The sequence below is a fragment of the Myroides sp. LJL115 genome (genome assembly GCF_054871665.1).
The window spans coordinates 14701-39824 of record NZ_JBTXLS010000010.1 but is presented as its reverse complement, the minus strand read 5'-3'; the positions used below and the strand labels follow the sequence as shown (position 1 = coordinate 39824).

General features: G+C 31.6%; 24 protein-coding genes, 1 tRNA gene and 1 pseudogene. 17 read left to right on the top strand and 9 right to left on the bottom strand.

Annotated features, from left to right (window positions below):
- Nucleotides 1–116: 116 nt before the first annotated feature.
- Nucleotides 117–410: a VF530 family protein gene (locus ACYSNX_RS04170; RefSeq protein ID WP_461753432.1), complete on the bottom strand. Its 294-nt coding sequence runs from the start codon at nucleotides 408–410 to the stop codon at nucleotides 117–119.
- Nucleotides 411–899: 489 nt separating this feature from the next.
- Between ACYSNX_RS04170 and ACYSNX_RS04165 the strand changes: the two genes are divergently transcribed.
- A tRNA-Ser gene (locus ACYSNX_RS04165) sits at nucleotides 900–984 on the top strand.
- A gap of 546 nt (nucleotides 985–1530) precedes the next feature.
- On the opposite strand, the pseudogene ACYSNX_RS04160 reads toward ACYSNX_RS04165, so the two are convergent.
- Nucleotides 1531–1994 (bottom strand): annotated as a pseudogene (locus ACYSNX_RS04160) (transposase); the annotation flags it as partial.
- Between the two features lie 399 nt (nucleotides 1995–2393).
- Between ACYSNX_RS04160 and ACYSNX_RS04155 the strand changes: the two are divergent.
- From ACYSNX_RS04155 to ACYSNX_RS04135, 5 genes are all read left to right on the top strand, one after another.
- Nucleotides 2394–3377 carry a hypothetical protein gene (locus ACYSNX_RS04155; RefSeq protein ID WP_461753431.1) on the top strand — a complete coding sequence of 328 codons (984 nt, stop codon included), beginning with the start codon at nucleotides 2394–2396 and terminating at the stop codon, nucleotides 3375–3377.
- Nucleotides 3378–3594: 217 nt separating this feature from the next.
- Nucleotides 3595–4863, top strand: a complete 1269-nt coding sequence (locus tag ACYSNX_RS04150; protein ID WP_461753430.1) for a Shedu immune nuclease family protein — start codon at nucleotides 3595–3597, stop codon at nucleotides 4861–4863.
- Between the two features lie 218 nt (nucleotides 4864–5081).
- Nucleotides 5082–5864 carry a hypothetical protein gene (locus ACYSNX_RS04145; RefSeq protein WP_461753429.1) on the top strand — a complete coding sequence of 261 codons (783 nt, stop codon included), beginning with the start codon at nucleotides 5082–5084 and terminating at the stop codon, nucleotides 5862–5864.
- Nucleotides 5865–6532: 668 nt separating this feature from the next.
- Nucleotides 6533–7327, top strand: a complete 795-nt coding sequence (attM, locus tag ACYSNX_RS04140; protein ID WP_461753428.1) for an AttM family quorum-quenching N-acyl homoserine lactonase — start codon at nucleotides 6533–6535, stop codon at nucleotides 7325–7327.
- Nucleotides 7328–7339: 12 nt separating this feature from the next.
- On the top strand, nucleotides 7340–8479 hold the full coding sequence (locus ACYSNX_RS04135) for a zinc-dependent alcohol dehydrogenase family protein (RefSeq protein ID WP_461753427.1): 1140 nt from the start codon (nucleotides 7340–7342) through the stop codon (nucleotides 8477–8479).
- Between the two features lie 176 nt (nucleotides 8480–8655).
- On the opposite strand, the gene ACYSNX_RS04130 is transcribed toward ACYSNX_RS04135, so the two are convergent.
- Nucleotides 8656–9642 carry an aldo/keto reductase gene (locus ACYSNX_RS04130; protein WP_461753426.1) on the bottom strand — a complete coding sequence of 329 codons (987 nt, stop codon included), beginning with the start codon at nucleotides 9640–9642 and terminating at the stop codon, nucleotides 8656–8658.
- Between the two features lie 5 nt (nucleotides 9643–9647).
- Nucleotides 9648–9935 (bottom strand): putative quinol monooxygenase, encoded by a 288-nt coding sequence (locus tag ACYSNX_RS04125; RefSeq protein WP_461753425.1) that lies wholly within the window; start codon nucleotides 9933–9935, stop codon nucleotides 9648–9650.
- Nucleotides 9936–10398: 463 nt separating this feature from the next.
- Between ACYSNX_RS04125 and ACYSNX_RS04120 the strand changes: the two genes are divergently transcribed.
- The 5 genes from ACYSNX_RS04120 (at nucleotide 10399) to ACYSNX_RS04100 (ending at nucleotide 15730) form a co-directional block, all read left to right on the top strand.
- Nucleotides 10399–11124 carry a lysostaphin resistance A-like protein gene (locus ACYSNX_RS04120; protein WP_461753424.1) on the top strand — a complete coding sequence of 242 codons (726 nt, stop codon included), beginning with the start codon at nucleotides 10399–10401 and terminating at the stop codon, nucleotides 11122–11124.
- 588 nt (nucleotides 11125–11712) lie between these two features.
- Nucleotides 11713–12003, top strand: a complete 291-nt coding sequence (locus ACYSNX_RS04115; RefSeq protein WP_461753423.1) for a DUF805 domain-containing protein — start codon at nucleotides 11713–11715, stop codon at nucleotides 12001–12003.
- Between the two features lie 756 nt (nucleotides 12004–12759).
- Complete coding sequence (locus ACYSNX_RS04110) at nucleotides 12760–14076, top strand: AAA family ATPase (protein WP_461753422.1); 1317 nt, start codon at nucleotides 12760–12762, stop codon at nucleotides 14074–14076.
- On the top strand, nucleotides 14060–14797 hold the full coding sequence (locus ACYSNX_RS04105; protein WP_461753421.1) for an RloB family protein: 738 nt from the start codon (nucleotides 14060–14062) through the stop codon (nucleotides 14795–14797). Before ACYSNX_RS04110 ends, ACYSNX_RS04105 begins: the two co-directional genes overlap by 17 nt.
- A gap of 351 nt (nucleotides 14798–15148) precedes the next feature.
- Entirely contained in the window at nucleotides 15149–15730 is a 582-nt protein-coding gene (locus ACYSNX_RS04100) for an SMI1/KNR4 family protein (RefSeq protein ID WP_461753420.1), read from the top strand.
- 225 nt (nucleotides 15731–15955) lie between these two features.
- Here the strand turns inward: ACYSNX_RS04100 and ACYSNX_RS04095 are convergent, their stop codons facing one another.
- On the bottom strand, nucleotides 15956–16561 hold the full coding sequence (locus ACYSNX_RS04095) for an NAD(P)H-dependent oxidoreductase (protein WP_461753419.1): 606 nt from the start codon (nucleotides 16559–16561) through the stop codon (nucleotides 15956–15958).
- A 154-nt stretch (nucleotides 16562–16715) separates the two neighbouring features.
- On the opposite strand from ACYSNX_RS04095, the gene ACYSNX_RS04090 reads away from it, so the two are divergent.
- The 3 genes from ACYSNX_RS04090 (at nucleotide 16716) to ACYSNX_RS04080 (ending at nucleotide 19637) form a co-directional block, all read left to right on the top strand.
- On the top strand, nucleotides 16716–17615 hold the full coding sequence (locus tag ACYSNX_RS04090; protein WP_461753418.1) for a LysR family transcriptional regulator: 900 nt from the start codon (nucleotides 16716–16718) through the stop codon (nucleotides 17613–17615).
- A gap of 163 nt (nucleotides 17616–17778) precedes the next feature.
- Nucleotides 17779–18324 carry a hypothetical protein gene (locus tag ACYSNX_RS04085; RefSeq protein ID WP_461753417.1) on the top strand — a complete coding sequence of 182 codons (546 nt, stop codon included), beginning with the start codon at nucleotides 17779–17781 and terminating at the stop codon, nucleotides 18322–18324.
- 161 nt (nucleotides 18325–18485) lie between these two features.
- A complete protein-coding gene (locus tag ACYSNX_RS04080) occupies nucleotides 18486–19637 on the top strand; it encodes an immunity 26/phosphotriesterase HocA family protein (protein WP_461753416.1) in 1152 nt (383 codons plus the stop codon).
- A 58-nt stretch (nucleotides 19638–19695) separates the two neighbouring features.
- Here ACYSNX_RS04080 and ACYSNX_RS04075 read toward each other — a convergent pair whose 3' ends face one another.
- Nucleotides 19696–20712, bottom strand: a complete 1017-nt coding sequence (locus ACYSNX_RS04075; RefSeq protein WP_461753415.1) for a PTS transporter subunit IIC — start codon at nucleotides 20710–20712, stop codon at nucleotides 19696–19698.
- 216 nt (nucleotides 20713–20928) lie between these two features.
- Between ACYSNX_RS04075 and ACYSNX_RS04070 the strand changes: the two genes are divergently transcribed.
- Complete coding sequence (locus ACYSNX_RS04070; protein ID WP_461753414.1) at nucleotides 20929–21273, top strand: SdpI family protein; 345 nt, start codon at nucleotides 20929–20931, stop codon at nucleotides 21271–21273.
- Between the two features lie 43 nt (nucleotides 21274–21316).
- Here the strand turns inward: ACYSNX_RS04070 and ACYSNX_RS04065 are convergent, their stop codons facing one another.
- The gene (locus ACYSNX_RS04065) at nucleotides 21317–21814 is read right to left on the bottom strand and encodes a GNAT family N-acetyltransferase (RefSeq protein WP_461753413.1); all 498 of its coding nucleotides are present in this window, start codon (nucleotides 21812–21814) and stop codon (nucleotides 21317–21319) included.
- Nucleotides 21815–22015: 201 nt separating this feature from the next.
- A complete protein-coding gene (locus tag ACYSNX_RS04060; protein ID WP_461753412.1) occupies nucleotides 22016–22441 on the bottom strand; it encodes a RidA family protein in 426 nt (141 codons plus the stop codon).
- Between the two features lie 270 nt (nucleotides 22442–22711).
- On the opposite strand from ACYSNX_RS04060, the gene ACYSNX_RS04055 reads away from it, so the two are divergent.
- Both ACYSNX_RS04055 and ACYSNX_RS04050 read left to right on the top strand, forming a co-directional pair.
- Nucleotides 22712–23137: a DUF1801 domain-containing protein gene (locus tag ACYSNX_RS04055; protein WP_461753411.1), complete on the top strand. Its 426-nt coding sequence runs from the start codon at nucleotides 22712–22714 to the stop codon at nucleotides 23135–23137.
- Between the two features lie 74 nt (nucleotides 23138–23211).
- Nucleotides 23212–23634, top strand: a complete 423-nt coding sequence (locus ACYSNX_RS04050; protein WP_461753410.1) for a DUF4199 domain-containing protein — start codon at nucleotides 23212–23214, stop codon at nucleotides 23632–23634.
- A gap of 120 nt (nucleotides 23635–23754) precedes the next feature.
- Here the strand turns inward: ACYSNX_RS04050 and ACYSNX_RS04045 are convergent, their stop codons facing one another.
- Nucleotides 23755–24741: a lipoate--protein ligase gene (locus ACYSNX_RS04045; protein ID WP_461753409.1), complete on the bottom strand. Its 987-nt coding sequence runs from the start codon at nucleotides 24739–24741 to the stop codon at nucleotides 23755–23757.
- Nucleotides 24742–25124 lie beyond the last annotated feature (383 nt).

The following is a 25124-nucleotide window of genomic DNA, read 5'->3' as shown; positions in this document are numbered from 1 at the left end:
GCTTGTTTGCCTTTTTGTAAGTAATAATTATACAAGTAAAATAAAAAACTCTAGTTAAAAGGTTTGTTTACCTTATAGCTAGAGTTTTATTTTTTATACAAGTCTTCACTGAGGGTTTACTCCTTAGAAGCCTCTGGTGAATCAAGAGTGTCTTTTTGCTGTTGTAAAAGGTTTTGTTTTTTAGCTTCTTTTGCTTTTTGACGCAGTACATAAAGGTATAAGCTTTCTGTTTTTTCCCTTGCCCAAGGAGTTCTTCTCAAGAAGGTTAAACTTGATTTTATACTAGGGTCGTGGGTAAAACAGCGAATATTTATTTGCTGAGACAATTGTTCAAAACCTTGGTAATAGTCTACTAGTTCCTCTAAAATATCTACTAGTTTTTTTCCGTGTAATGGGTTGTTGCTTTGCATAAGAAGTTATTTGTTTATTTTGCTAGGGATATAACAAGTTAGCAAATGTAGTAATCTATATGTAATTTACAGAAAATATTCTTTTTGTCTATATTTTATAAGCTATTTGGATCCGTTTTATTCTTTAGTTTAAGAGGTAAATTAATTGAAGATGCTTTCTAAACTAGGATCTGGCGTATAATTATCCCAAAATTCTTTATTATACTGCACTCTGTCTAAAGCTGAATTTACCAGTTTGGTTGAGTCGTTTCTCTCAAATTCGAAAACTTCTACCTCTTTTGTTTTTATGTCTGAAAAAATTCTTTTTAGTTAAAAAGTAGTTTGAGATAGGGGAGTGTAAAAAGATTATATTTCATTTATAGTATAAAGTATTGATTTGTAGATAGGTAAATTCGGTGCTTTTTAAAGCAATAAAAAAAGGTTGAAAATGGTTTGGAAGTATAAGTAATAATTGTATTTTTGCACTCGCAATACCAAAGGTAAAGCCTTGGAGAAATGGCAGAGTGGTCGATTGCGGTAGTCTTGAAAACTATTGACTGTAACAGGTCCGGGGGTTCGAATCCCTCTTTCTCCGCTGATTTATAAAAGATAACTTTTTTAAAAGTCATCAAAAAAGCACAAAACCTATGATTCACAACGAGTTATAGGTTTTTTCTTTTTTAGGTGTATCGCATTCTGTTCAAAAGTGCACGTAAAAAGATTCGGGATTCGGTGCACAAAAAAATAGGTAAGCGATGTGCACCTTTCAAATTAGCAAACCCAGAAGCCAAAGGGTGCCAGAGAGTTTTAGACTGTGATTTTGGGTGTTTTAATTCGACATTTATTAATATTTAGAACAGTTGAATTATGTTAGGAAAACAGTTGTCAATTAATTTCTTTCTCAAACCAAGTAAAGAGAAAAGTAATTTCAGAGGTGTTTACCTTAGAATTACAGTAGATGGTATTCGCAAAGAGACTTCTTTAAGTCATAAAAGGGATAATTGCTTCTAATCCATTTGTACAATATAAACTCAAGAAAACTAAGCTAAATAAGAAACTTTGAGTAGAGAAGAGCTATCTGGATATTCCACTCCAAACTGAACTACTAGAAACTCTGACGCACTTTTGCCGGAATGTCCACCAACTCATTCACAAAAGCTGAAGCATCTTTTAAAACTTCTTTTCAACTAAAGAACCCATGCTTGCATTGGCTTTGATAAAAGCTGAATCTACCGCTTGGCGTTTGCCTGAAACCATGACATTATTTATACACAGTTTTAAAACCAACTGAAAAAGCTGGAAGAAAACTTCTTCACCAAAAAGTGCACGTGTTCGGCTGATAGTCGAATCCCACGGTAACTCTTCATTTAAATCGTACCCCAAAAACAAACGAACATCTAAACAATATTAATAACGAATCAAGGCTCTATCGCTATTAATATTGTTTAAATAACCAACTAATTAAATTTTAAAAAACACCACTGGATCAATACTTTATTGATCTTGAGTTCCGTAATATTTTTGTGTTGATTTGTATATAAAATGCAAATTTAATGCTTGATTTACACGACGATAAAAGTTATCTGATGGAACTAATCTGTCCAAGTTTAGTTCGTAAAATAATTGTGGAGTAGAATCTTTTCATCCTTGCATGCAACAAGATACCAATTTTTATCTATTTTTGAGTTGTGCAACAGGCGCTACGGTTTGGCACAATAACAGGGTAAGGCTAAAAATTTAAAGTTTCGGCTTTCTATTCCTCCTAATGGCGCGGATTTAAGGTGAAAATCCACCTATCAGTTTTCTATACAAATTGAGCAATATAGAATAAAAAAATTATAAAATATTACGTACAACATGGTATTCTCCAAAACGGGGCTAAACAGCTTCGATTGGACATTTTAGCAAGGCTCTACTTTCATACTTCGATTGAACTTTTATACTAAAAAACCTAGCCTTTGGAAATACCCGAAACGTTACAAGCAACCCTAAAATGACGACATTATGTTAGAAAGAGAACTTGAAAATATATTTATTAAATTTCTTCTTGAGCGTGGTTACACAATGGACAATTTATTGTCTCAATTTGCTATCCGTTCGGAAAGCGAAAGAACGATGTTCCGCCCAGACCTAATTATTCTAGATACTATTAATAAAGAATATATAGGATTGATTGAGTTCAAAAACCGGTTTGACAGGCGAATTGAAGAAAGTACAGTTGGACAGTTCTATAATTTTTTTGGTTATTTAGGGACTAAAAATATACCAGCATATCTAATTGTTCCCATAGAAAAGTACGACTTTCAAATCTTTGAGCTTACAAAAGACAATTACTTTCAACCAATCACAAAAGAGGACTTCCCAAATTTTGAAACACTTTCTGCCCTAAGAATTACAGAAGAAAAACATAAACAAAGAGAATTACTACAAAAGAAAACCAAGGAACTTGAAGATAAAAAAAGAAGGTCAAGACAAAGTGCGTATTTTACTATTGTAAGCTTAATACTTGGTGTTTCGACGTCATTAATTGCAATTTTATTTCAGCAAAAAGTATTTGACAATCCATCAAATCAACTAGTAATTTGTTGTGACAGCTTGGAAGCTAAACACCAAAAACTAATTCAAAAACTAGGCTTACTCGAAAAACAAGTAATTGCAATCGAAAAAACTAAGAATAAAACTGACACAATCTATTTTAACTCAAATGTTTCTCAACTTGAAAAAAGAGTTAAGACGATTGAAGATGGTATATCAGATAATCCAGAAAAAGCTTTATCACTTTTGCAAATCCGACAAGAAATTGAAGTGCTAAAAAAAACATATGATCATACCAAAGAGTTGACACAATCTAAACTTGACGCCTTGCATAAACAAATGGAAGTTCAAAATGCTTGGATGTTAGGAGTTTTAATAGCAATATTCGGAACTATATTAAGTTTGGTAATTCCAAATTTATTAACAAGACGCAATGATAATAATCAGGCGTAAAAGGGCAGTTTGTAACAGGGATTTGACGCAATGTTGAATTAAGGTTAAAATTTAAAGTTTCTGCTTTCTATTCCGCAAAAACCAATTATATTGACTTTTTTTCTTAAATTTAATCAATTAATTAGTTTTTGCTCTATGCTGTTCTGAATTGAAACTTTTACTTCAATTCGCACCACTTCGCAAAGCCTAGGAAAATAAATACAGTAACAAATAAACTATGGTAGACTTTAAAGGAGAAAAGCTAGTTAAGACGTTAGCGACAAAAAAGGTTTATGATTACATTGACACTGAAAAAGGAATTAATCAAATTTCGAGAGAAATATTTTTAAATAAAGACCAAGTAATTCATTATCCAAGAGGTTTTGATGGTGGCAATAAGTATAGAACAATTAAAAAAATCATTTATAACGGGTTCAAAGGAAAACTTCCTGTTGGCGTTTTCAAATCAGAAAATTATGGATGGGGATTTACAAAACCATTATATCCATTTACTGAATATATTGACGATAATTATGATTTCGATGAAGTAATAATTGAAAAAGGTGGAAAAGTCCAAATGGACTTAAAAAACAAAAAACTATATTTAAATGAAACGAGTTTAGATTTATTACAAAACTCGTTTAAAAGTATATTTAAAAAAAATAGAGCGGAAGTTGATTTTGTATTACAAGTAAATCTTCATAAAATTTTTCCATCAACAATTTCGCAACCAACAAAAAACTACATATCAGACGCTTTAGCAAACTCATTAGCTTCTTGGGGGAACAGTATAGATGAATTTTCAGATGCTGATAAAAACGCCATTAAAGATTTATTTGATAAGCTCTCAATTGGAACAGATTTTCTAACAAGTGAAGCGTTAGCAAAAACAAAAGAATTAGTTGATACAAAATATATTCAAGCGACCTTAAAAAAGTTTAAGGAATTGATGGCATTAAGAACTGATGGTGAAAGTTTAGAAAGGCAGTGGCAAGTGTTTTTAAAAGACAATAGTTGGATTTTCTCATCAATATTTGCACAACCTGTTATTCTATTCCAAAGAGAAGCATATGTCGGAGGAAAAACTATTGATAACCATAATGGCAAATTCAACGACTTTTTAATAAAAAATAGTTTAAGTGATAACGTTTCTTTTTTAGAACTAAAAACACATAAAACTAAATTATTAGATAAAACGGCATATCGTGGCGACGATGTCTTCAGTACTACAAAAGACTTATCTGGTTGCATTGTTCAAGTTTTAAATCAACGCGACAATTTTCAAAAGGAATTTTATGCAACAAAAGGTAAAAGCAAAGGAAAGGGGAATTTTGAGACTTTTAATTCTAAATGTGTAGTACTTATTGGTTCTACAAAAGATTTAGACGAAAATCAAAAATATTCTTTTGAACTTTTTCGTAGCAACAGTAGAGATGTTGAGATAATCACGTTTGACGAGCTTCAAACAAAAATAGAAAGTTTACAAAAAGTAATGACAACCAAATAAATTGAAAAGAACGCACACACAACATCGGTTTTGTGAATGTCGGATTAAGGGAGAAATTAGAAGATTCTACTTTTTGTAGCAGCAATCTTAGATATTTTCTTATTCATAAATTTAGAAAATAAAAAAGCTGTTATTTAATAAAGTATAAGAATGGGCTAACTCGTCATCACTATCTCCTATTTCCGATACTCTGCCCGTTAGTTATAAACTTTATAAAAATGCAGATAAACATACAAGCTTTAAAAGACTTGATTGATAGTTCAAAAAAAGAAAGTGAAGTTTTAGGCAGAATAATTAATCCAATTATAGAGCAATACAATTTGCAAGAAAAGGAAATTATAGAAGTTTGTCAAATAGGAAAATTTGTATATAAAATAGATTGCGAAATAAATATTGTAGATAAACCAAAACCTCCAAGACCAGACTTTATAATTGAATATGACTCAAAACTTATAGGATTAGAACACACAAGAATATTTAGTAAAAATGCAGATAATTATAATCGTACTAAATCTATAATAGAATATTCAGAAAAAGTTTATAAACAAATGTTTCCTGAAGATAAATTTCACGCAACTATTTCAATCGTTAGTGATAATCTTGAATATAAACAGAGTGAGAAAAAAACAATAGCAATCGAAATTGCTAAATATGTTAACTGCGTAAAAAATTCAATTGAAGTAGAAAAACCAGTATTTATTGAAAATATTAAAACAACAATCCATTCACAGATTAACTTTACTTATAAAGAAAAAGAATGGCAATCTGGATACTTGCCTAAAGAATGTTTAGAAGATGCAATTCGAAAAAAAGAAACAAGACTTAAAATTTATAAAGAAGGAGAAACAGAAATTTTTGAGTATTGGTTAGTGCTTTTCATTGGTTCACTTTCATCGGCATCATATGAATTAAAGGAAAATGAAAACTATGAAATGTTATCTGAGTTTGATAGAGTATATTTAATGACTGACTTTGATGCAGAAATTATTAGAATATCATAAAGTTTTTTACAATGTGTTTGGTCTATATAATTAGGAATTGGAATAGATTATTTATCTTTGTTAAAGAATCAAACGATTTCAATCATAGTTTAAAACTTTCGTAATAAGCTGCTCACTACAATTGAAAAAAGTGAACATCCCTATTTATAATTTCACGGAGAAAGAGGGTATCCCTCTTTCTCCGTGAAATTATAAATAATAACTTTTAAAAAGTTATTAAGAAAGGGGTTGTCTCACAATTGAAGACAGCCCCTTTTTTACTTAATAAATATCGTGCTTTACTTAGTATAATTTAATTATTTAATCTGAAATATAAATTATACCTAATAATTTACTCCTGAATGACAGCTAGGTAACCTTTATGAGATAGCCCCTTTTTAGGGATATCCTATTATTCTATTGAAGATTCGGGATCAGTTTGGGTTAACCTCTAAACCTTTCTTTATGCAAATAATTTGGTTAATCAATAAGAAAGATATTGGACATTCCGATGAATGTGTGCCACTAATCTAGACTACATCCCAAAACTTAGACAAAGTTATCTTACATTATTCAAATGATTTTATAGTAATTTTTACTTTTTGTATTAGTTGTTAAAAAAAAACAAGTTCCCTATTCTATGGAAAAAAATCCATAAATTACAGCAACTAACCAAAAATCAAGTAATTATGGAGAATCAAATTAAGCTTTTTATGTTCCAAACAGGAGTTTTAAAATGTAAGGAAAACAACATTAAAATGAATGCTTCTTTGGACCCTTATGAAATACCTGTGCCTTGGTATTTACTAATTCATCCAAAAGGAAATATTATTATAGATGGAGGAAACTCTGTGCTTTGTGCCAAGGATCCTGTAGCTCACTGGGGAGGTATTACAGAAGTATACTGGCCAGTGATGCAAGAATCAGAAGGTTGTTTGAACGTAATTAAAAGCCTAGGAGTAGAGCCCTCAAGTATAAGATATGTTTTACAATCTCATTTACATCTAGACCATACAGGAGCCATAGGACATTTCCCAAATGCAACTCATATTGTACAGAGAAAAGAATATGAATATGCTTTTACTCCAGATTGGTTTGCGGATGGTGGATATATTAGAAAGGATTTTGACAAGCCAGGATTAAAATGGCAATTTTTAGAACTGAATTATAATGACAGTTTTGATGTATATGGGGATGGAGTAATTCAAATGATCCCAACTCCTGGACATTCACCTGGGCATTGCAGCTTTTTAATTAATTTACCCAATACTGGTAGTATAATTTTGGCAGTAGATGCTGCTTATACAACCGATCATTGGGATGAAAAAGCTTTGCCAGGTTTCTTAGCCTCCACAGTAGATGCAGTTCGCTCGGTTAAAAAGTTGCGTGAGCTTGCCGATAAACATAACTCTCTTGTTGTTACGGGACATGACCCTGAAAAATGGAAAGAGTTTAAAAAGGGACCTAATGAATTTTATAATTAAATCGTATTTGTTATGAAAACTAAAGCAGCAGTACTTCATCAAATAGGTGGTCACCAAAGGCCATATACAACTTCTAAACCTTTAAAGATAGAAGAGGTAACTCTCAGAGAGCCCGGAAAGGAAGAAGTTATAGTTCAAATAAAAGCAGCTGGATTATGTCATTCGGATTTGTCTGTAATTGATGGTAATCGTCCAAGACAAACCCCTATGGTTCTAGGACATGAAGCCTCAGGTATCATTGTAAAGCTTGGACAGGATGTAAAAGGATTTGAAGTGGGCGATCATGTGGTTTTTGCTTTTTTACCCTCTTGTGGACATTGTGAATATTGCGTCTCAGGTAGAGCTGCACTTTGCTCTGAAGGTGCAAAAGCCAATAACGAAGGCGTATTATTAAATGGTACACGAAAAATAGTAAACGACAAAGGAGAGAAATATTATCATCACTTAGGGGTTTCAGGTTTTGCACAGTATAGTGTTGCCTCTATTTATTCTCTAGTCAAAATAGATAAGGCATATAGCTTTGAGATAGCTGCTTTATTTGGTTGCGCCGTTATGACTGGTGTTGGTGCTGTAGTACATACTGCTAAACTACAAGCAGGAGAATCTTTACTTGTTGTAGGTTTAGGAGGGGTAGGGTTATCTGCTATTCTAGGAGCCAAGGCCTCGGGGGCTTCTAAGATTATTGCCGCAGATATAAGCGATTCTAAACTAGCTATGGCTAAAGATTTTGGGGCAACTCATACTTTGAACTCTGGCAGTGAAGATGCTTTAGAAGATTTAAAGGATCAGGTAAAACCATCTGAGGGAGTGGATAAATCCATTGAATTCGCTGGGGCAATGCCTGCATTAGATTTCGCCTTTAATGCAACAAAAAAAGGAGGTGTTACTGTAACTGGTGCACTTCCCAATCCAAAGGCAAGATTAAGTTTAAATCCACTTACTTTAGTAGGCCAAGAAAAAACGTTGAAAGGATGTTATTTAGGTAGCTGCGTACCTAAAATTGATATTCCAAACTTTTTGGAATTATATAAAAATGGAAGTCTACCAGTGGATAAATTAATCACTCATCGACTTAAATTAGAAGATATCAATGAAGGCTTTGAAAGATTGGCAAGTGGAGAAGCTATCAGGCAAATAATTGTATTTGATTAAATTCTACATAAGGGGCTATCTCATTTGAGACAGCCTTTTTTGTTTAGTTAGTAAATACATATAGTATATAATTCCTTTTCAACTCGACTGTAGTTCTCTCAGGTTTATAATAATATAAAAACAGACTACCTCATTGATATAACAGTTGAGGTAGTCTGTTCTATTTTATTGTTTTCTTACTTAATCCTGTTTAATTCTGTATGGATAAATTGGATTTCATCCTCAGACAATACAAGGTCCATGGCCTTGGCATTAGCTATTGCTTGCTTTGCATTACGAGCACCTGCTAAGACAACAGAAATAGCAGGTTGAAGGCTTGTCCATCTTAATACTAATTGAGCAAGAGTAGCGTCTTTTTCATTTGCAATAGGTTGGATTGCCTTTAAAAATGCTTCTACCTTGGCTAGATCAAATTGTTGAAAGTACCCATTTCTGTGATCATTATCTTTTAGTTTACTTTCATTAAAATATTTTCCAGTTAGTAAGCCTCTTTCCATAGGACTATAGACAATAATACCTAAATCATTTTCTAATGCATAAGGTACTAAATCTTGTTCTATTTCCCTATTTAGCATACTATAAGCTACTTGATTACTTGTAATATTCAAAGTCTCACGTGCTTCTTTGACTTGATCTAAGCTGTAGTTGCTAACTCCAGCAGCGCGTATTTTTCCTTGTTGAATTAGAATATCTAAAGCCTCCATTGTCTCAGAAATTGGAGTGGTGTTATCTGGCCAGTGGATTTGTAATAAGTCAATATAATCGGTTTGTAACCTTGTTAAACTTTCTTCTACTTCTTTAATTACATTTGCTTTAGAGGCGTATTTATAGATTGGGTAGGTTTTCCCAGCTTCTTGCGCATCAAAGAAATATTCTCCTTTTCCCTGGTTACTACCATCCCACACTAATCCGAATTTACTTAGTAATTGAATCTTACTTCTGTCATATCCTTTGATAGCTTGCCCAATCATTTGTTCACTTAAACCAAAACCATAGAAAGGAGCTGTATCTAATGTAGTTACTCCGTGATCTATAGATGCTCTTACTGAGTCGATGGAGTCTTTTTGCTCATTACCTCCCCACATAGTTCCACCAATGGCAAAAGCCCCATAAGTGATTGCGGATAGTTCTAAATCGGTATTTGCTAATTTTCTGTATTCCATTGCAATTATATTTTGTGTGTTAAATATATATTTGGTTGTTCTTGTAATTTAGTGTTTATAAGTGCGACAAATTCTTTTATATAGGATTGCTCATTATGGCTATCTAGTGCTTTTTGATCTGCCCATATTTCATAAAATATAAAAGTGTTTGGATCATTTATCTCTTGATGTAAGTCATATTGTATACACCCTTTTTCTTTTCTAGTTTCTTGTACCATATTTGCAAGCATACTTTGCACTTCTTGGCGGAATTGTGTTTTTGCTTTAATGACTGCCGTTAGATATAATTTCATAATTAATCTGTGTTTAATTGCGTTTGTATTATAAGAAATTGTTCTTTTGTTGTGATGGTAAACTACTTTGATGATTGTTAGGGCAAAGTTCTATCATTAACTTTTATTATAAAAATAAGTTATATTATAGGTAAGTATCATAATAATTATGTCTTGGATAAAAGATGGTATTAAAAAGGATGTCTAGATGCATGGAATTATTTTGATCTACAAGTCCTAGTGTACTGTTTTTAGCGAATTGTTTGGTAATTCATATCTATACAGCTTTATTTTTAAATGGTGAATTTTGTTATTGCTCAAATATTCTCATTTTAATTGCTTAGAGAACAAAAAAATAAAATTCTTATACCTTACTTTTATCAAATATGGAGATAGGTATTATTTTACGAAAAATTCATCGTATTTTGTTTCTTTAAAAAAACATAATATTTGTTATACCAGCAAATTAGAACCGAAATTCATTATGACTAAAATCTTATTTGAAGCCATTTTACAAGTGATAATCTTGCTCCCTTTCGCTTTTATATTGCTAAGAGAAAGATCTAAGATTAATATTCAACGTCTTTTTATTTTTACAATAACTTTCGTTGTTTACCAAGTAGCCCTCGTACTTCCAAGGATCAATGCAAGTTTTGACTTTATAGAGAGTAGCTGGAATTGGGATGGAAAAATTTACGGTATTATTTGTGGAGTTTTGGCTTATTTATTGTTCAGAAAATATTTTCGTGAAAACGATTTTTTAACCCTTAAGCAAAATAAGAAGAACTTCAGACCTGCTTTATTTGGTTCAGTAGCAATAGTTTTATTATCCACAATAGCTTGGTTTATATTAGGTAAATCAGACTTTAATATAGAAACATTAGCTTTTCAAATTTCGCTTCCCGGGATTGATGAAGAAATTATGTTCCGTGGAGTTTTACTTGGGCTTCTAGCCACTTCATTAAAAGATAGAATAAAGCTCTTGGGGAATCCAAGTGTATTATTAACTGCAATTCTTTTTGGATTTACCCATGGCTTAACTCTTGGTGAAGATTATTCTATTGATTTTGAACTATTTTATTTTGTGCAAACAGGTTTTGCTGGATATATCTGGGGATGGATAACTATAAAAAGTCGCAGTATTTTGTTAGCTATTCTATCTCATAATTTCAGTAACTTTTTTGGGACTTTATCAACAATGATTAAGTAAAAGCTACAAATACAGTATCTAATCAGGTAATTTTTAAACAGGTTTCTTTTTTAAGGTTTTAGATAGTTTGTTGGATACTTATTTACATAAAAGATTAATTCATTAGTAGTGATGTATTTAAAGTAATATATTTATAAAAAAGTGTGTAGATAATATGTTTTACTATATGCTATTTTCTTAGTCACTAGATTATAAGTCCCCTTTAGGCTTTTGGAAAAATGAAAGTTATACATCTATATATTTAGAAAATGTAGTAAAAACAATTTTAGCAAATAATATAAAGCTATATGGAATTTATGTTCAAGAGGCTGGGATTATTGTGCAAAGTGAAATAAATACAATTAGAAGGCTACTTACAGATAGTAATGTAAAGTACCTAGAGGACTGCTCTCACAATGTTTTTTTAGATCAACAAAGTCTATTGTTAGAGAACATAAAAAATTGGGTACATTAAAGCTCTCTTTATTGTAACTATTAGGCAGATTGCTAAGTGTAATATTAGTTGTAAAGTGCATAATTCACCAGGATATGCCTTGGATAGTGAGTTCTTAATTAGAAAAAAGTTTTAATGATAAAATATTATTTAGTATGTATTATTTAATTACTCCATTTGTGAAATTATTTGATTTTAAGGGAAAGTCAACGGTTAATGAGTTTTGGTTTTTTACCATTTTCATCTACTTTGTTTCTTTTTTACTTAACATTTTATCCAATCACTATAACTTAGATTATAACCTTAAATATGCTTTTTGGGTTATGGTTTTTTTGCCTTATTTGGCCCTTGGATTTAGAAGATTAAATGATGCTGGCATTAATAAATATTATTTTTTAATACCAGGTGCAAATATTATATTGGCTTGTTTACCAGCAAAAAAATAAAATAATTAAGGTCTTGGATTTTGATAAAGAATAGCAAAGCACAAGGATTTATTACTCTGTAAATTAGGTCGGAGGAAGGAAATACTATTAACATATAATTTTACTTTTGGTAGATTTTATAGATAAGGTGCTCAATAAGTTATTTTAAATTGTTTGTTTTTTCGAAACAATCATTGTAATACGGTACCATTGCTAAGCAAATTCTACTTTCCTAAACTTTGTTCTTTAGTTCACTAGCTCAAACAGTATTTTTTAAGTTAAACAGAGAATGTCTCGTTGTTATTTTGAGTAGTGAAAATAAATGTATTTTATTTATCCTTTCTTTTAATTGTTAGGCCAAAGTTCCATTATTAATTTTTTTGATAAAATGTATTATAGGGAGTTACAATAGTACGACTACCCCTCGAATTATAATTTAGTGCGACTAGCTAAAATATAATAAAGTTTATTTATTCCACTTCATTATCAGTAGAGAAGGTTGTTAAATCTACGAAAAGGAGTTTTGGTTCCATATAGGTTTAGAAAATAATGTACTCCAAATGGAAATTCTGAAAAATGTTCTAGGTAGTTATACACTATAGAGTGCAATACACACTTCAAAAAAATGAAATATAAATTACATAAAAGCATTTTATATTGTGCAGTATGACAATATAAACCTTGTTTTGAGTAATTAATTGTTGAAATATATATTAATAATGTCTTTTATTTCAAAATAAATACTTAATTTTGTTTAGAACCAAAATTAATATACATATGCTTTTACAATTTTCAGTAAAAAACTACAGATCATTTAAAGAAAAAGCTACATTAAGTTTGATTGCTTCAAACTATGATAAAGAGGTAAATGAATCAGAGAATGTTTATCTAGATGAGAAGTTCGGAATTAGAATCCTTAAAAGCGGAGCAACATATGGAGCTAATGCAAGTGGGAAAACTAAACTATTTGAAGCTATTGGATTCATGAAAAAACTTGTTATTTCAAGTTCAAAGGATACGCAATTAGGTGATTCTATTGATGTTGATCCATTCCTTTTAAACATAGAAACGGAATTTGAGCCATCCGAATTTGAAATTATTTTCTTACATAAGGATACGATTTACAGATATGGTTTTGAGGTTACAAAAGAAGAGGTAATATCAGAGTGGTTATATAAACGTACTTCAAAAAAGGAAAGTGAAATTTTTTATAGGGATCAAGAAAATATTAATACTAATAGAGTTTTTTCTAAAGGAAGAACTCTTGTTAAAGAAGGATTAATTAGAAACAATGCTTTACTGATTTCTGTTGCTGCACAATTTAATGATGAAATTACAAGTGACGTTATTACATGGTTTAGAAATGTTAGAATACTAAGTGGATTAAATGAATTAGGATTCAGAGGATTTACGTTAAATAAAACTGGAGATAATAATTATAAACAAAAGATTTTAAGCTTATTAAAAGCCGCCGATTTAGGAATAAAAGATATTGTTTTAGAGAAGCTAGATATTTCTAAGTTACCGAAAGATTTACCTATTGAAATTCGAGAAAAAATTATCACTGAAATGAAAGAGGAAAATACAACTCTTTTATCAGATATTTATACAATTCATAATAAGTATAATGTACATAATGAGATTGTTGGTACTACTAATTTATCATTAGACGATGATGAATCTTCAGGAACGAAAAAGTTTTTTGCATTAACTGGACCCATTTTAGATGTTTTAGAAAATGGATACATTTTTGTTATTGATGAATTAGATGCAAAACTACACCCTAACCTAGTTGAAAAAATAGTGGCTTTGTTTAATTCAACAGAATATAATAAGAATAATGCGCAATTAATTTTCAACACTCATAATTCTAATTTATTAGAATCAGGTTTATTAAGGCGCGATCAAGTTTGGTTTGTGGAAAAAAATAGATATGGTGAATCTAAATTATATTCGTTAGCTAGTTTTAAATCCAAGGAAGTGAGTAAAAATGAGGATTTTCAAGAGAATTATATTAGGGGAAAATATGGAGGAGTTCCATTCTTAAACTATTTTAAATATCTAAATTTTGTTGGCCATGAAAATGAAAAATAAGAGAGAAGAAGATAAAATAGGAAGGCAGCAACATCTAGAGCGTTTAAAAGAAGAGAAAAGGAGAAAAAGAAAAGAATCCAATATAATTGAGAGAAACGAGATTCCTAGTCTAGAGATTAAACCTACTTTTTTAATTGTTTGCGAAGGAGAAGTTACTGAACCTTCTTATTTTGAACAGTTTAGGTTGACATCTGCTACGGTGGAAATTGTAGGGAAGGGATTTAATACTCTTTCCTTAGTAAACGAGGCTTATCGTATTCAACAATCTTCAAAAGTTGATTATTCTGATGTTTGGTGCGTTTTTGATAAAGATGATTTTTCTAATCAAGCTTTTGAGGAAGCAATATCTTTAGCTGAGCATTATGGTTTTAGAGTAGCGTATTCCAACCAAGCTTTCGAATATTGGTTGCTTTTGCATCTAAATGATCATCAAGGGGGGGCTATCAATAGAGTTAATTATGCTGATATGATTAATAATGCCTTAAAACCATTCAATCTTACCTATGGAGATAATGGAAGGAAAATTATTACTGACGAAATATTTGAAATCTTTTTAGCAAAGGATGCTAGGTACCAAAATCAAACTAGAATCGATTTAGCTATTAATAGAGCTAAAAGGTTAGAGGTTGAATATAATAAAATAAATGCTAGTCATTCTCAAAGATGTTCTGGAACTACTGTTCATCTGTTAGTTCAAGAAATGTTAAAGTATATAGAATAAAAATACTCTATGTAATAGAGGATATTGTGGCCTTAATAAACTATAAATTTGTGTTACCTAGTATATATTTTAAGAACTAGACTTTATGATCCCGTTCTTTAATAGGTTATATAAATTAGATATTTATCGATTGGGGTTGGGATGTCAACCATAGACAAAGTTTTTTGAAAATATTTGCACTATTTTATAGAGCAAAAGTGGCTTAAACTTCATGACTTACTCTTTTTATTAAGATTTTGACTGTTCCTTATATCAGGGATGTGATTGAAGTATATATCCATTTTTTGATATTATTTTTTTACAGGTTAAACACTCTTTTACATTTGAAAAATTTAGAATATACCAATTCATATGAAACACAAAATATTTCACGACTTTGATTTTACAGATTTCTGGGACGATTGTGATTACTCTAAAAAAGAGTATACAGAACCCTTTCCTACCCAGGAGATTATTGCATCTGTTGAAAAAGAACTTGGCTATAAATTACCAGCCGCTTATATTGAATTAATGCAAATGCATAATGGTGGCTTAGTGAAGAAATATTGCTTTGCTACAACACAAGCGACATCTTGGTCAGATGATCACTGCGCAATTACTGGGATTATGGGGATAGGAAAAGACAAAACCTATTCTTTATGCGGTGAACTAGGAAGTCAGTTTATGATAGAGGAGTGGGGATATCCAGACACTGGAATTTACATCTGTGATTGCCCTTCTGCAGGACATGATATGGTTATGTTAGACTATGAGAAATGTGGTAAAGATGGAGAACCAGAAGTAGTACATGTAGATCAAGAAGATGATTATAGAAAGACATTTTTAGCTAAAGATTTTGAAACCTTTATCCGCGGTCTTGTAGAGGAAGAAGATTTTATGGATGAGCAAGAGCAGGATGATTTAGAAGAGGAGTCCTTTGCAGATGGTTTTTAAGAAAAGTTTTCTTAGTAGATAGGCTTTTATTTTCTTTTAAAACAAAACAGGATTCGTGTGTTTTCTAGAGAAATAGATACGAATTATTTTACTATACAAAAAAGGCAGTAGTTTTTAAACTATTGCCTTTTGCTTTTTGTCTACTAATTTCAATAGAAATTCTTATTTTACTTTTAGTAGATCGTATATTTATGTGGGTTAAAAACACCTCAATAAAACAGAGTTTTAGACGATGCTTTTAAAGTTTTGTTTTAAATGCTCTTTATAATCTATTTCATAGGCTTGTAATCTTTCTAGACTACCGTTTTTCTCTAAATCATGGAAGTGGTAACCATCGATTTTCTCTAGAGATAAGAACTGGTTCATTTTATGGAAACCAAATAGAACTCCTTTGTCTACACTATGCTGATCAAAGAATTCACCAGGTAGGGTAAAAGCTGTCTCTGGGGCATTCCATGAAGTAGTAACCATATAGTATTTTCCTTGCATTAATCCGCCTGTTCCATAATTAATCTCTGGATTTTTTCTGCTTCTTCCATCACTAGCATACATACCATTGTTGTGTCCGTAGGTAAATACTTCATCAATGAATTTTTTTAATTTGTTTGGAACTTGGAACCACCAAATAGGGGTATGGTAGATAATGGTATCTGCCCATTTATAGTTCTCTACCTCTACAGCTGGATCAAAGGGATCATCGGTATTGGTAATTCTAACTGTATAACCTAATTCTTCTAAAGTTTGTTGTGTCCAAGTAGTAAGTGTTTTGTTGAAATAACCACCTGAGTGTGCAAAACTTTGAGCTGCGTTTACAATAAATATATTTTTCATGCTTATTATTTTAATGAATGATAGGGCAAAGTTCTATGATATTTATGTATTCTAAAAATAACTTAAATAATAAGGTTGTATTATTTTAATAATAGATAATAGTAGTTAAGGTTAATAATTAGTTTTATTTTTGATTTTAATAAAATCAACAATTATGCGCTGGAATTTAGAATGGATTAGAACCTTTAAGGCTATTTATGAGACAGGTAGCCTCTCAAGTGCTGCTAAGGAGTTGTTTATTTCACAACCAGGAGTTAGTTTACATTTAAACTCTTTGGAGGGATATACTGGGTTTAAATTATTTGACCGCTCTGCCAGAAAGATGATACCTACAGAAAAGGGAAAAATTCTGTACAATACTGTTTTGGATCCTTTACAAAGACTCGAAAGCGCAGAACAGCATTTTCATCAACGCTCCAAGCAAGAGCGTATCACTATTAGTGTGGGTATGTGTTTTGAAACATTTGAATATACCTTAGAGGAACATGTAGCGAGTTTACCATTTAATTTGATTATTAAATTTGGGGAGTACCCTCAAATGCAACAAGATTTAGATAACGGACTACTGGATTTGATTATCACCCCACAAAAAGGAAATCAACCCAATATTAGTTATGAAGCCTTTTCTAAAGAACGCCTTATACTAGTGGCAGGAAGTAATACGGATACCACTGAAATTCAAAAGCTAATAAAAGAATCTAAGTGGGAAGAGTTAGAACATGCTTTAAAACAAAAGCTATGGTATAGTACAGCTGCTGATATGGAGCATTTGAAAAACTTTTGGCTTGCTCACTTTAAAACCCACCCTGATTTTAGACCTAATTATATTGTACCTAATATTAGATCCATTATTCGCTGCATTAGTCAAGGGGAAGGGTTTGCTATAGTACCAGATTTTTTATGTAAAGAGGCAGTTCTTAATAAAGATATCAAAGTAGTTTGGCAAGGAAGTACCCCACTGGAAAATACCCTTTACTTTGGAAAGCGTAAAAAAACAATTTATACCAACGAGATAAACAAATTAGAGACTTTACTAAAACAAAAATGGAAATAAAATCTTTTCTACAAAGGTAATTTTCCCTGAAAATAGGGAGGTACACTTCTTTTTCAGATGATTACTTTTGTAAAGGAAATACCCTTTGTCTTTCTCATGGATAGAAATAAGTAAAAAGGACTTAAAGAGAAGAGGTATTTATTGAACACTTAAAAAAGAGAATATGTGTAAGTATGCAATGATTCCCTATAAAGATCACTTTGCTTGTTTTACTTGTCAAAAGACCTTTAAAAGACGCTTGTATTATGATATACGAAAGGGAAATAAACAAGATTCTATAGCAGTATGTCCTCAGTGTCAGTCAGAGATGGCAAATCTTGGTAAAGATTTTGAATCCCCTAAGCAAAAGGATGATAAGGCTTGGCAACACCTTAGAAATCTATATGAAGTTGGAATTGTTTTTTCTTCTTGTGGCTGTACTGGGCCTGGATATATTCCCAAGGATAAAGAGGCTTTATTAGCTTATTTTAAAAAAATTCAAAAAGGCTACTTTAAAGAGTTAGAGTTTTGGCGCTCTAGGGTAGAACCTACCACAAAAATAGAGAAAATAAAAGACGGTCAGCGCCATGGTGGCAAACTCCAGGCAGTAAATAGAAACTATCTAAAGCAAGGGGTTACTAACCTAGAAGGTATTGCTTATTGGCTGGAGAGAATAAATCTAATTCAAAAGAAAATTGATACCATTGTTTTACAAAAGACAAAGAAATAGAATATACCATTTTAACCAAATAATGGACTCCATCTATTTTGTAGGCGACACAATAATTATAAGGTTTTTTTAATGTACTCGTTATTTTTATATTAGATTAGTGCATTGTTCTTTCTTCTTTCTTGAATTCTTCAAGGGACTTAATTATACTTTTACTTATCATGGAGACACCTTTTTTACTAAATAATGAGCAGCGAAAATACCTGGGATTACAACCAGTGCAAGATTCTTGGGAGCTAGTTTTTTTAAATGACTCTTATTTATATTTTGATAAGGATACTATTGTTAAGCAAATTAAAGTAGATAAGGATTACTATTTTGAGAAAGAACTTCAAGAGCATACTAGCCACAATAGGTCAATCCTACTACCTAAGACAGCCAAGGGGAAGCCTAAAAAGCTTAATTACACAGCTATGAACTCTTTTAGTGATAAAGGAGTTTATTTCAAATTCTCCTCTTCTTATTTGTGTATAGCAAACTATTCTACTCAGACTACCTTTTATAGTGAGTCCTTTGAAGATAAGGATATTGTTTTTTTGCAAAAGTGGTTAGATACTTGGATAAAAGATACAACTAAAGAGGAATTAGAGCAGATTACTGCTTTTTCAATGGCTACTCGTAAGCGTTATAAATATAAAGAAGGAGACTTTTTTAGCTTTAAAATAGAACGTAGAAAGTGGGGCTTTGGTAGAATCTTGCTTGATGTAGCGCGTTTGAAAAAAGATCCCGAGTTTAAAAAGGCTAAGAACTATGGACTAACCAATATTATGAGTACTGCTTTAATTGTAAAAGTGTATCATAAGATAAGTGATACTCCAATGGTTGATCTTAAAGAGTTAGCTTCTTGTCAGGCATTACCTTCTCAAAGTATTTTGGACAATGTTTTTTTCTATGGTCAAAATCCCATTATAGGAAACTTACCCTTAGAACCAGGAGAATTAGATATGCTTATTTCTTATGGGAGAAGTATAAATTCTAAAGATAGTGATTGCGTTTATTTGCAATATGGACTTATTTTTAAGCAAACTACTGTAGATAAGTTGGATAAGTACCTTTGTAATGTGGATGATAATGGAATGGATAATCCTTACACTAATATTTGGGTGGGCTTTGGATTGGATACAGATTATTTACAAAAGGCAATAGATGCCAATAGCAATGATCCTTATTGGAATGATATGAACAACTGGCAAGGGGAATTCGATTTACGCAACCCCAATAATATGGCTATAAAACAAGAGGTTTTCTCTTTCTTTGGCTTAGATGCAAGCAAGAGTTATGAGCAAAATATAGCTTTAGCGCAGTTAAGGTAATATGGTATATTGTTGGGTTTCTAGTATGCGAACTCTATTTTATGTTTTTAGAAAGAGGTTAAAACAGAGTCATATCTCCATCTTTAATCCAATGTCTTTTTTTCATAACTAGGTAAATAAGATAGGAAATTACCATAGGTAAGATAAACTGAAGGCCTAGAATAGCCATTACAATATAGGACATAGAATAGGACTCTTTCATAGCGTTAAAGGTACCAATTTGGCCAACCAGTCCGCAGCTTCCCATACCAGATTCTAAGGCAGTATTTTGCATATTAAAAAACAAAATAGCAATAGGGCCTATTATAGCAGCAGTCAAAGTAGGTGGTATCCATATTTTCCAGTTCTTGTAAATATTAGGAACTTGTAACATACTAGTTCCAAGACCTTGGGCTAAAACTCCTTTTATACCATTGTCTTTATAACTAATGGTTGCAAAACCAATCATTTGAGCGCAACAACCAATAGTTGCGGCTCCAGCAGCTATACCATCTAATTGTAGCATCAAACAAAGCGCTGCAGAGGAGATAGGAAGGGTTAAAACCATACCTACTACTACCGAGAGAACTACACCCATTATAAGTGGATTAGCGTCGGTTGCTAAAATAATAACTTGTCCTATCCACTGCATAAGACTATTAACACTAGGTCCAATAAATTGAGCTAATACCACTCCTGTAACCACAGTGATAATAGGGGTAACTACAATATCTATTCTTGTTTCCCCAGATATGGCTTTACCAATTTCTACGGCTATAATGGTGGCTATAAATACTCCTAATGGACCACCTAATTGGTAAGAGGCTACTCCCACAACGGCAGAGGAAAATAAAACAAGCTGAGGAGCTTTTAAACTATAGGCAATTGCAAGAGCAATAACAGGACCTGTTGCCTGATTGGCAAAAGGCCAGATGACCTCATTTAAAAAAGGAATATGAAATTCTTCTCCTATAGTCTTTAAAATTGTCCCTACTAGTAAAGTTGCAAATAATCCATAAGCCATAGCTCCCATAGCATCAATAAAATAGCGTTTACTTGAGATATGGATATCTTTTCTTTGTAGAAATTTTTGCATAAGTGGTGGTGTGTTTTAAAGGTTATAGCTGGATTGAAATTTTCTATTTTGTGCTCAAAGACAAAATTAACAATAAATAAACAGCAATTGGAACAATAGAAATTGAATTTACCTTTATATGTCTTTTATTAAGTATTCGTAAAAGAATTTATTTTTAAAAAAGAGGATTTTATTTATCTTTACTTTTGGATGTAATTTATTTAAATACAGTGTAATGTGTTTAGTTCTTTTATAAATAACTATCAAGAAATAATTATAGTTGATGCCTTAATATCTTGTATTGTTATTGTGTTTTACTTCTATCAAGTAAAAAAAATAAATACATGGATAGGCTATAGAACTAATAGCTCTATGAAAAGTCAAGCATCATGGACATTTTCTCAACGGTATTTTTTTAAGAGGTGGATATATATCTTGCCTATTATTTATGGGATGCAATTCATCCTTTTAGATCATTATAGCAATAGGTTTGTCACTGAGGTATCTATGGGGTTATTTGTGGGCTATTCTATCTTATTGATTATTATAACAGAGAAGAAGATTAAAAAAACACTAGACTAAGGCCTGTTTTTTGAGTATCCATTTGTAAGGGGTGTAAGATAAGCTATAGGTCTAAAATAAAATACTCCAAAGAATCTTGGTCTATCCTAATGGATTTGATCCTGTTAAAACAAAGCCTTTGCAGTAAAGAGATAGATCTTTGGTTTTGAGGATCTGTGATAGCACAAATTTCTTTAATTGAAGTATTTTCTTTCAGGTAGTCTATAAATAGATTACAGGCTAAAAAGGCAATTCCTTTTTTAGCGTTGGTAGGTAGTAGTGCAAAACCTAAATCCCATAGAGGAAGATAATCTCTTTTTATAAAGCTAATCACCCCTAAGGTTTGTTGCTCTTTATCTAGGATACAATAATACTCAAAGTCTTGATTTTGAATTATCTTTTCGATGTACTCTACCGACTGTTGTAAAGTGTGTACATTCCTTTGTCCTATAAACTCCAGCCAAGTAGGGGTATTTACCAGTTCTAAAATAAAGCCAGCTTGGTTTGTTTTTATTTTTTCTAAGGTTATATCATTACCTGTGATAGTGTTTGGGAAATCCATTTAGTATACTTTAAAGGGGGTTGGATAATGCGTTAGTATTTTTATTTGATTTCATCGACTATAAATCTCTGCTTAAATGTATAGAAAAATAAAAAACAAGACGTTATAAAAAGACAAAAAGGCTCAACCCATAATAGGTGAACCTTTTTAGGTATTTCCTCTAGAGTATTATCTGTCAAAATAGACAATGTACTGTATAGGTTATTTTTTGTTTTTAAACTCGGCAACAGCTGATATTTCAACCGATGCATTAGCAGGTAAGTTTGCTACAGCAATACAAGTTCTAGTAGGGAATCTTTCGCTAAAGAAGCTACCATATACTTGGTTAAGTCTTTGGTAGTGGTCCATATCTTTTAAGTAAATAATTGTACTTACTATATCATCCATTGTAAGTCCGTGTTTTGCAAGTTCACTTTTAAGATTTTCCATTACCTGTTTTGTTTCTACCTCAAAGCTCTCACTAGCTAGAGTAGAAGTAGTAGGGTTAATTCCAACTTGGCCAGAAATATATAAAAGATCACCTGTTTTTATAGACGAAGTATAAGGAACTGGGTTCTGCTTTTTTTCTTGTGCATGAACTCCTAAAGTAAAAGCTCCAAGACAAAGAGCTAAAATCATTTTTTTCATAGTTGTATTTTTTTCTTTTTTGTATTTAGCCCCGTTTTTCAAGGCATAGCTTCAAAAATAGCAATTATTAAACAATTAAAAGATTTTAAGTAAAACACTAGGGAAAAGCCCCATAAATTCACAAGTGTTAAAGTGGAGCTTTTTAAAAAAAGCTGCAAGTATATTTAGTACTTTAGAGTATACTTTAACTAAGGACTATTTTGTGATTTGTTTTATTAAGTAGTAGTGAGTTAGAGTATTAAATGTATTGATTAAGCAAGCGTTTTGTCTATGGCTAAAAATAAAACAATGCCGAGCTCTGTTCAGGTAAAGGACTTTATAAACTCTTTTTGTACCACAGAACAAAAAAAAGAGGAAGCCTTTGAGCTTATTGATTTTTTCCAAAATCTAAGCGGACTGACCCCTACAATGTGGGGACCAAGTATTATTGGCTTTGGTAGTTATAGTTATACCTACCAAAGCGGACATAGTGGACAGGCGCCAATACTAGGCTTTTCTCCTCGAAAAGCAGCCTTTAGTTTATATGTCTATAGCGATACCCCTCAAAGTAATATTCTTTTACAGACTTTAGGGAAGTATAAAATGGGAAAATCATGTATTTATGTCAATAAACTAAAAGATATAGATCTAGAGGTATTAGGCAAACTTTGCCAAGAGACCATAAAGGACATCCACAACCTCTATAAAAAACCTTAAAACTTCTTGTTATGAAATGGATTCTAACACAAATTAAGTGGGCTATCTACTTTAGTATTATGACCTTAGTATAGATGGTAGCAGAGAGAATAGTTGGTCTTCATTCTACCTATATCGATCAGCATATGTATTGGACGAATCTATTTGCTATTCCAGCGGTTTGGATAATGGTATTGGCATTAAAGGATAGCAAAAAGACCTTGTATAATAACTCTATGAATTATGTACAAGGATTACTTTGTGGTAGTGTGTTATCGGTGTTGATTGCTGTATTAGGTCCTTTAACCCAGTGGATTATCTCCTATGTTATCACACCTGATTATTTTCAAAATGCCATTCAAAGGAGTGTGGAGTTAGGTTATTATCCAAGTGTTGATCTAGCCAAGGAGTATTTTAATTATGAGAGTTTTGCCATAGGCTTTAGTAGCTTTGCCATGATTTTTGGTATTGCAACAACGATTGTAGCCATGATTTTCTTAAAGAGTAAGAAGAGTTAGATTTTATAATCTCTACTAAAACTATCCCCCCTTGGGTATAAGAATAACAAAAGGTCCATAAAACTAGTTTTATAGACCTTTTGTTATTTATTTAAGTAAGATAATCTCTCTAGTATTGTTCTATTTAAAAAGTTCTATGATTTCTAAAGGAGTAACTTTTCCAAAGTATTTAGTTACATCTATACTCTCTAAAAGCTCTTGTATTTCAGCCACATCATGGTTTTTCTCTAGTAGCATTTCTTCTAATTCCTCAATTGGATTAGAGGCAAAGAAATCTCCGAAAATCTTGGCAGCTTCTATTTTACCACCTCTTTGTACATCTAGGTGAATTTCAATGTATCCAGCAGGTACTTTAATGGCATTTTTGAAATTGTATTTTGGAGAGAAACCAAAATTCCAATCCCATGTATTGTATTTTTGTTCTACTAATTCCATTATCTCTTTGACATCCTCCTTAGTAAGAGTATATTGAGTAGATTCTGGGAATAGGCTAATCATTTCTTGGATTAAAGCTTCTTTTAAATCCGTAATTGTAATAGGATCTTTAAAGCATTCTTTTAAGTTTATTACTCTAGAACGATTAGATTTAACAGCTTTGTCCTTATACTTTAATGGATTAACCTTTAAAGCATCAGATAAGATATCCATATTGGAATCAAATAAGATAGTTCCATGTTGGATTACTTTACCATTGCGCGCCAATTTTGCATTCCCACTAAACTTCTTACCATCTACATATAAGTCATTACGACCTTCTAATACCGCTGGTACTCCCTTGGCTTGTAATACATTTAATACAGGCTTGGTAAACTTAGAGAAGTCCATGAATTCACTTTGGTTAAGCTCACTGTGGAAGGAAAAATTTAAATTTCCTAAATCGTGGTACACAGCCCCACCGCCACTCATGCGTCTAACTACCTTTATATTATTTTGTTCTATATACTCTAGATTGATTTCTGCTAAGGTATTTTGAAACTTACCCACTATAATAGAAGGAGCATTAATATACAAAAGGAAAATATCCTTCTTGGGGTATTTATATAATAAGTATTCTTCTAAGGCTATGTTAAAATAAGCGTCATTAGAAAAGGAATCTATGATTATCATGTTGTAGTGTTTTTGACAAAAATAATAAAGTAAAATAACATTAGAGTCTTTTATAAGGGTAATTACTAACCAAGCTTTTTTTTAGAATCTGTTTATACAGCTAAAGGAGAATTTAAGTAACAATAGGGAAGTAGATCCTTGCTTAAAATAAGAGCAAAACAAGTAAATAAAGTCAGGTGAAAATCATTTTATGTTAAAATTTAACAATTAAGATGTTTGTTATCAGTTAGTTAAATAAGGGAAAGTTTACCACCATAAGGGTTAATCTATGTAGCGATAAACCCCATAATGAGAAACTTTATAAGATATATAGCCATGGTTTGCACCTAGCGTAGGTATTGGCATATATGTTGTTTCCTATACTATACAAGTCTTGGTGTTAA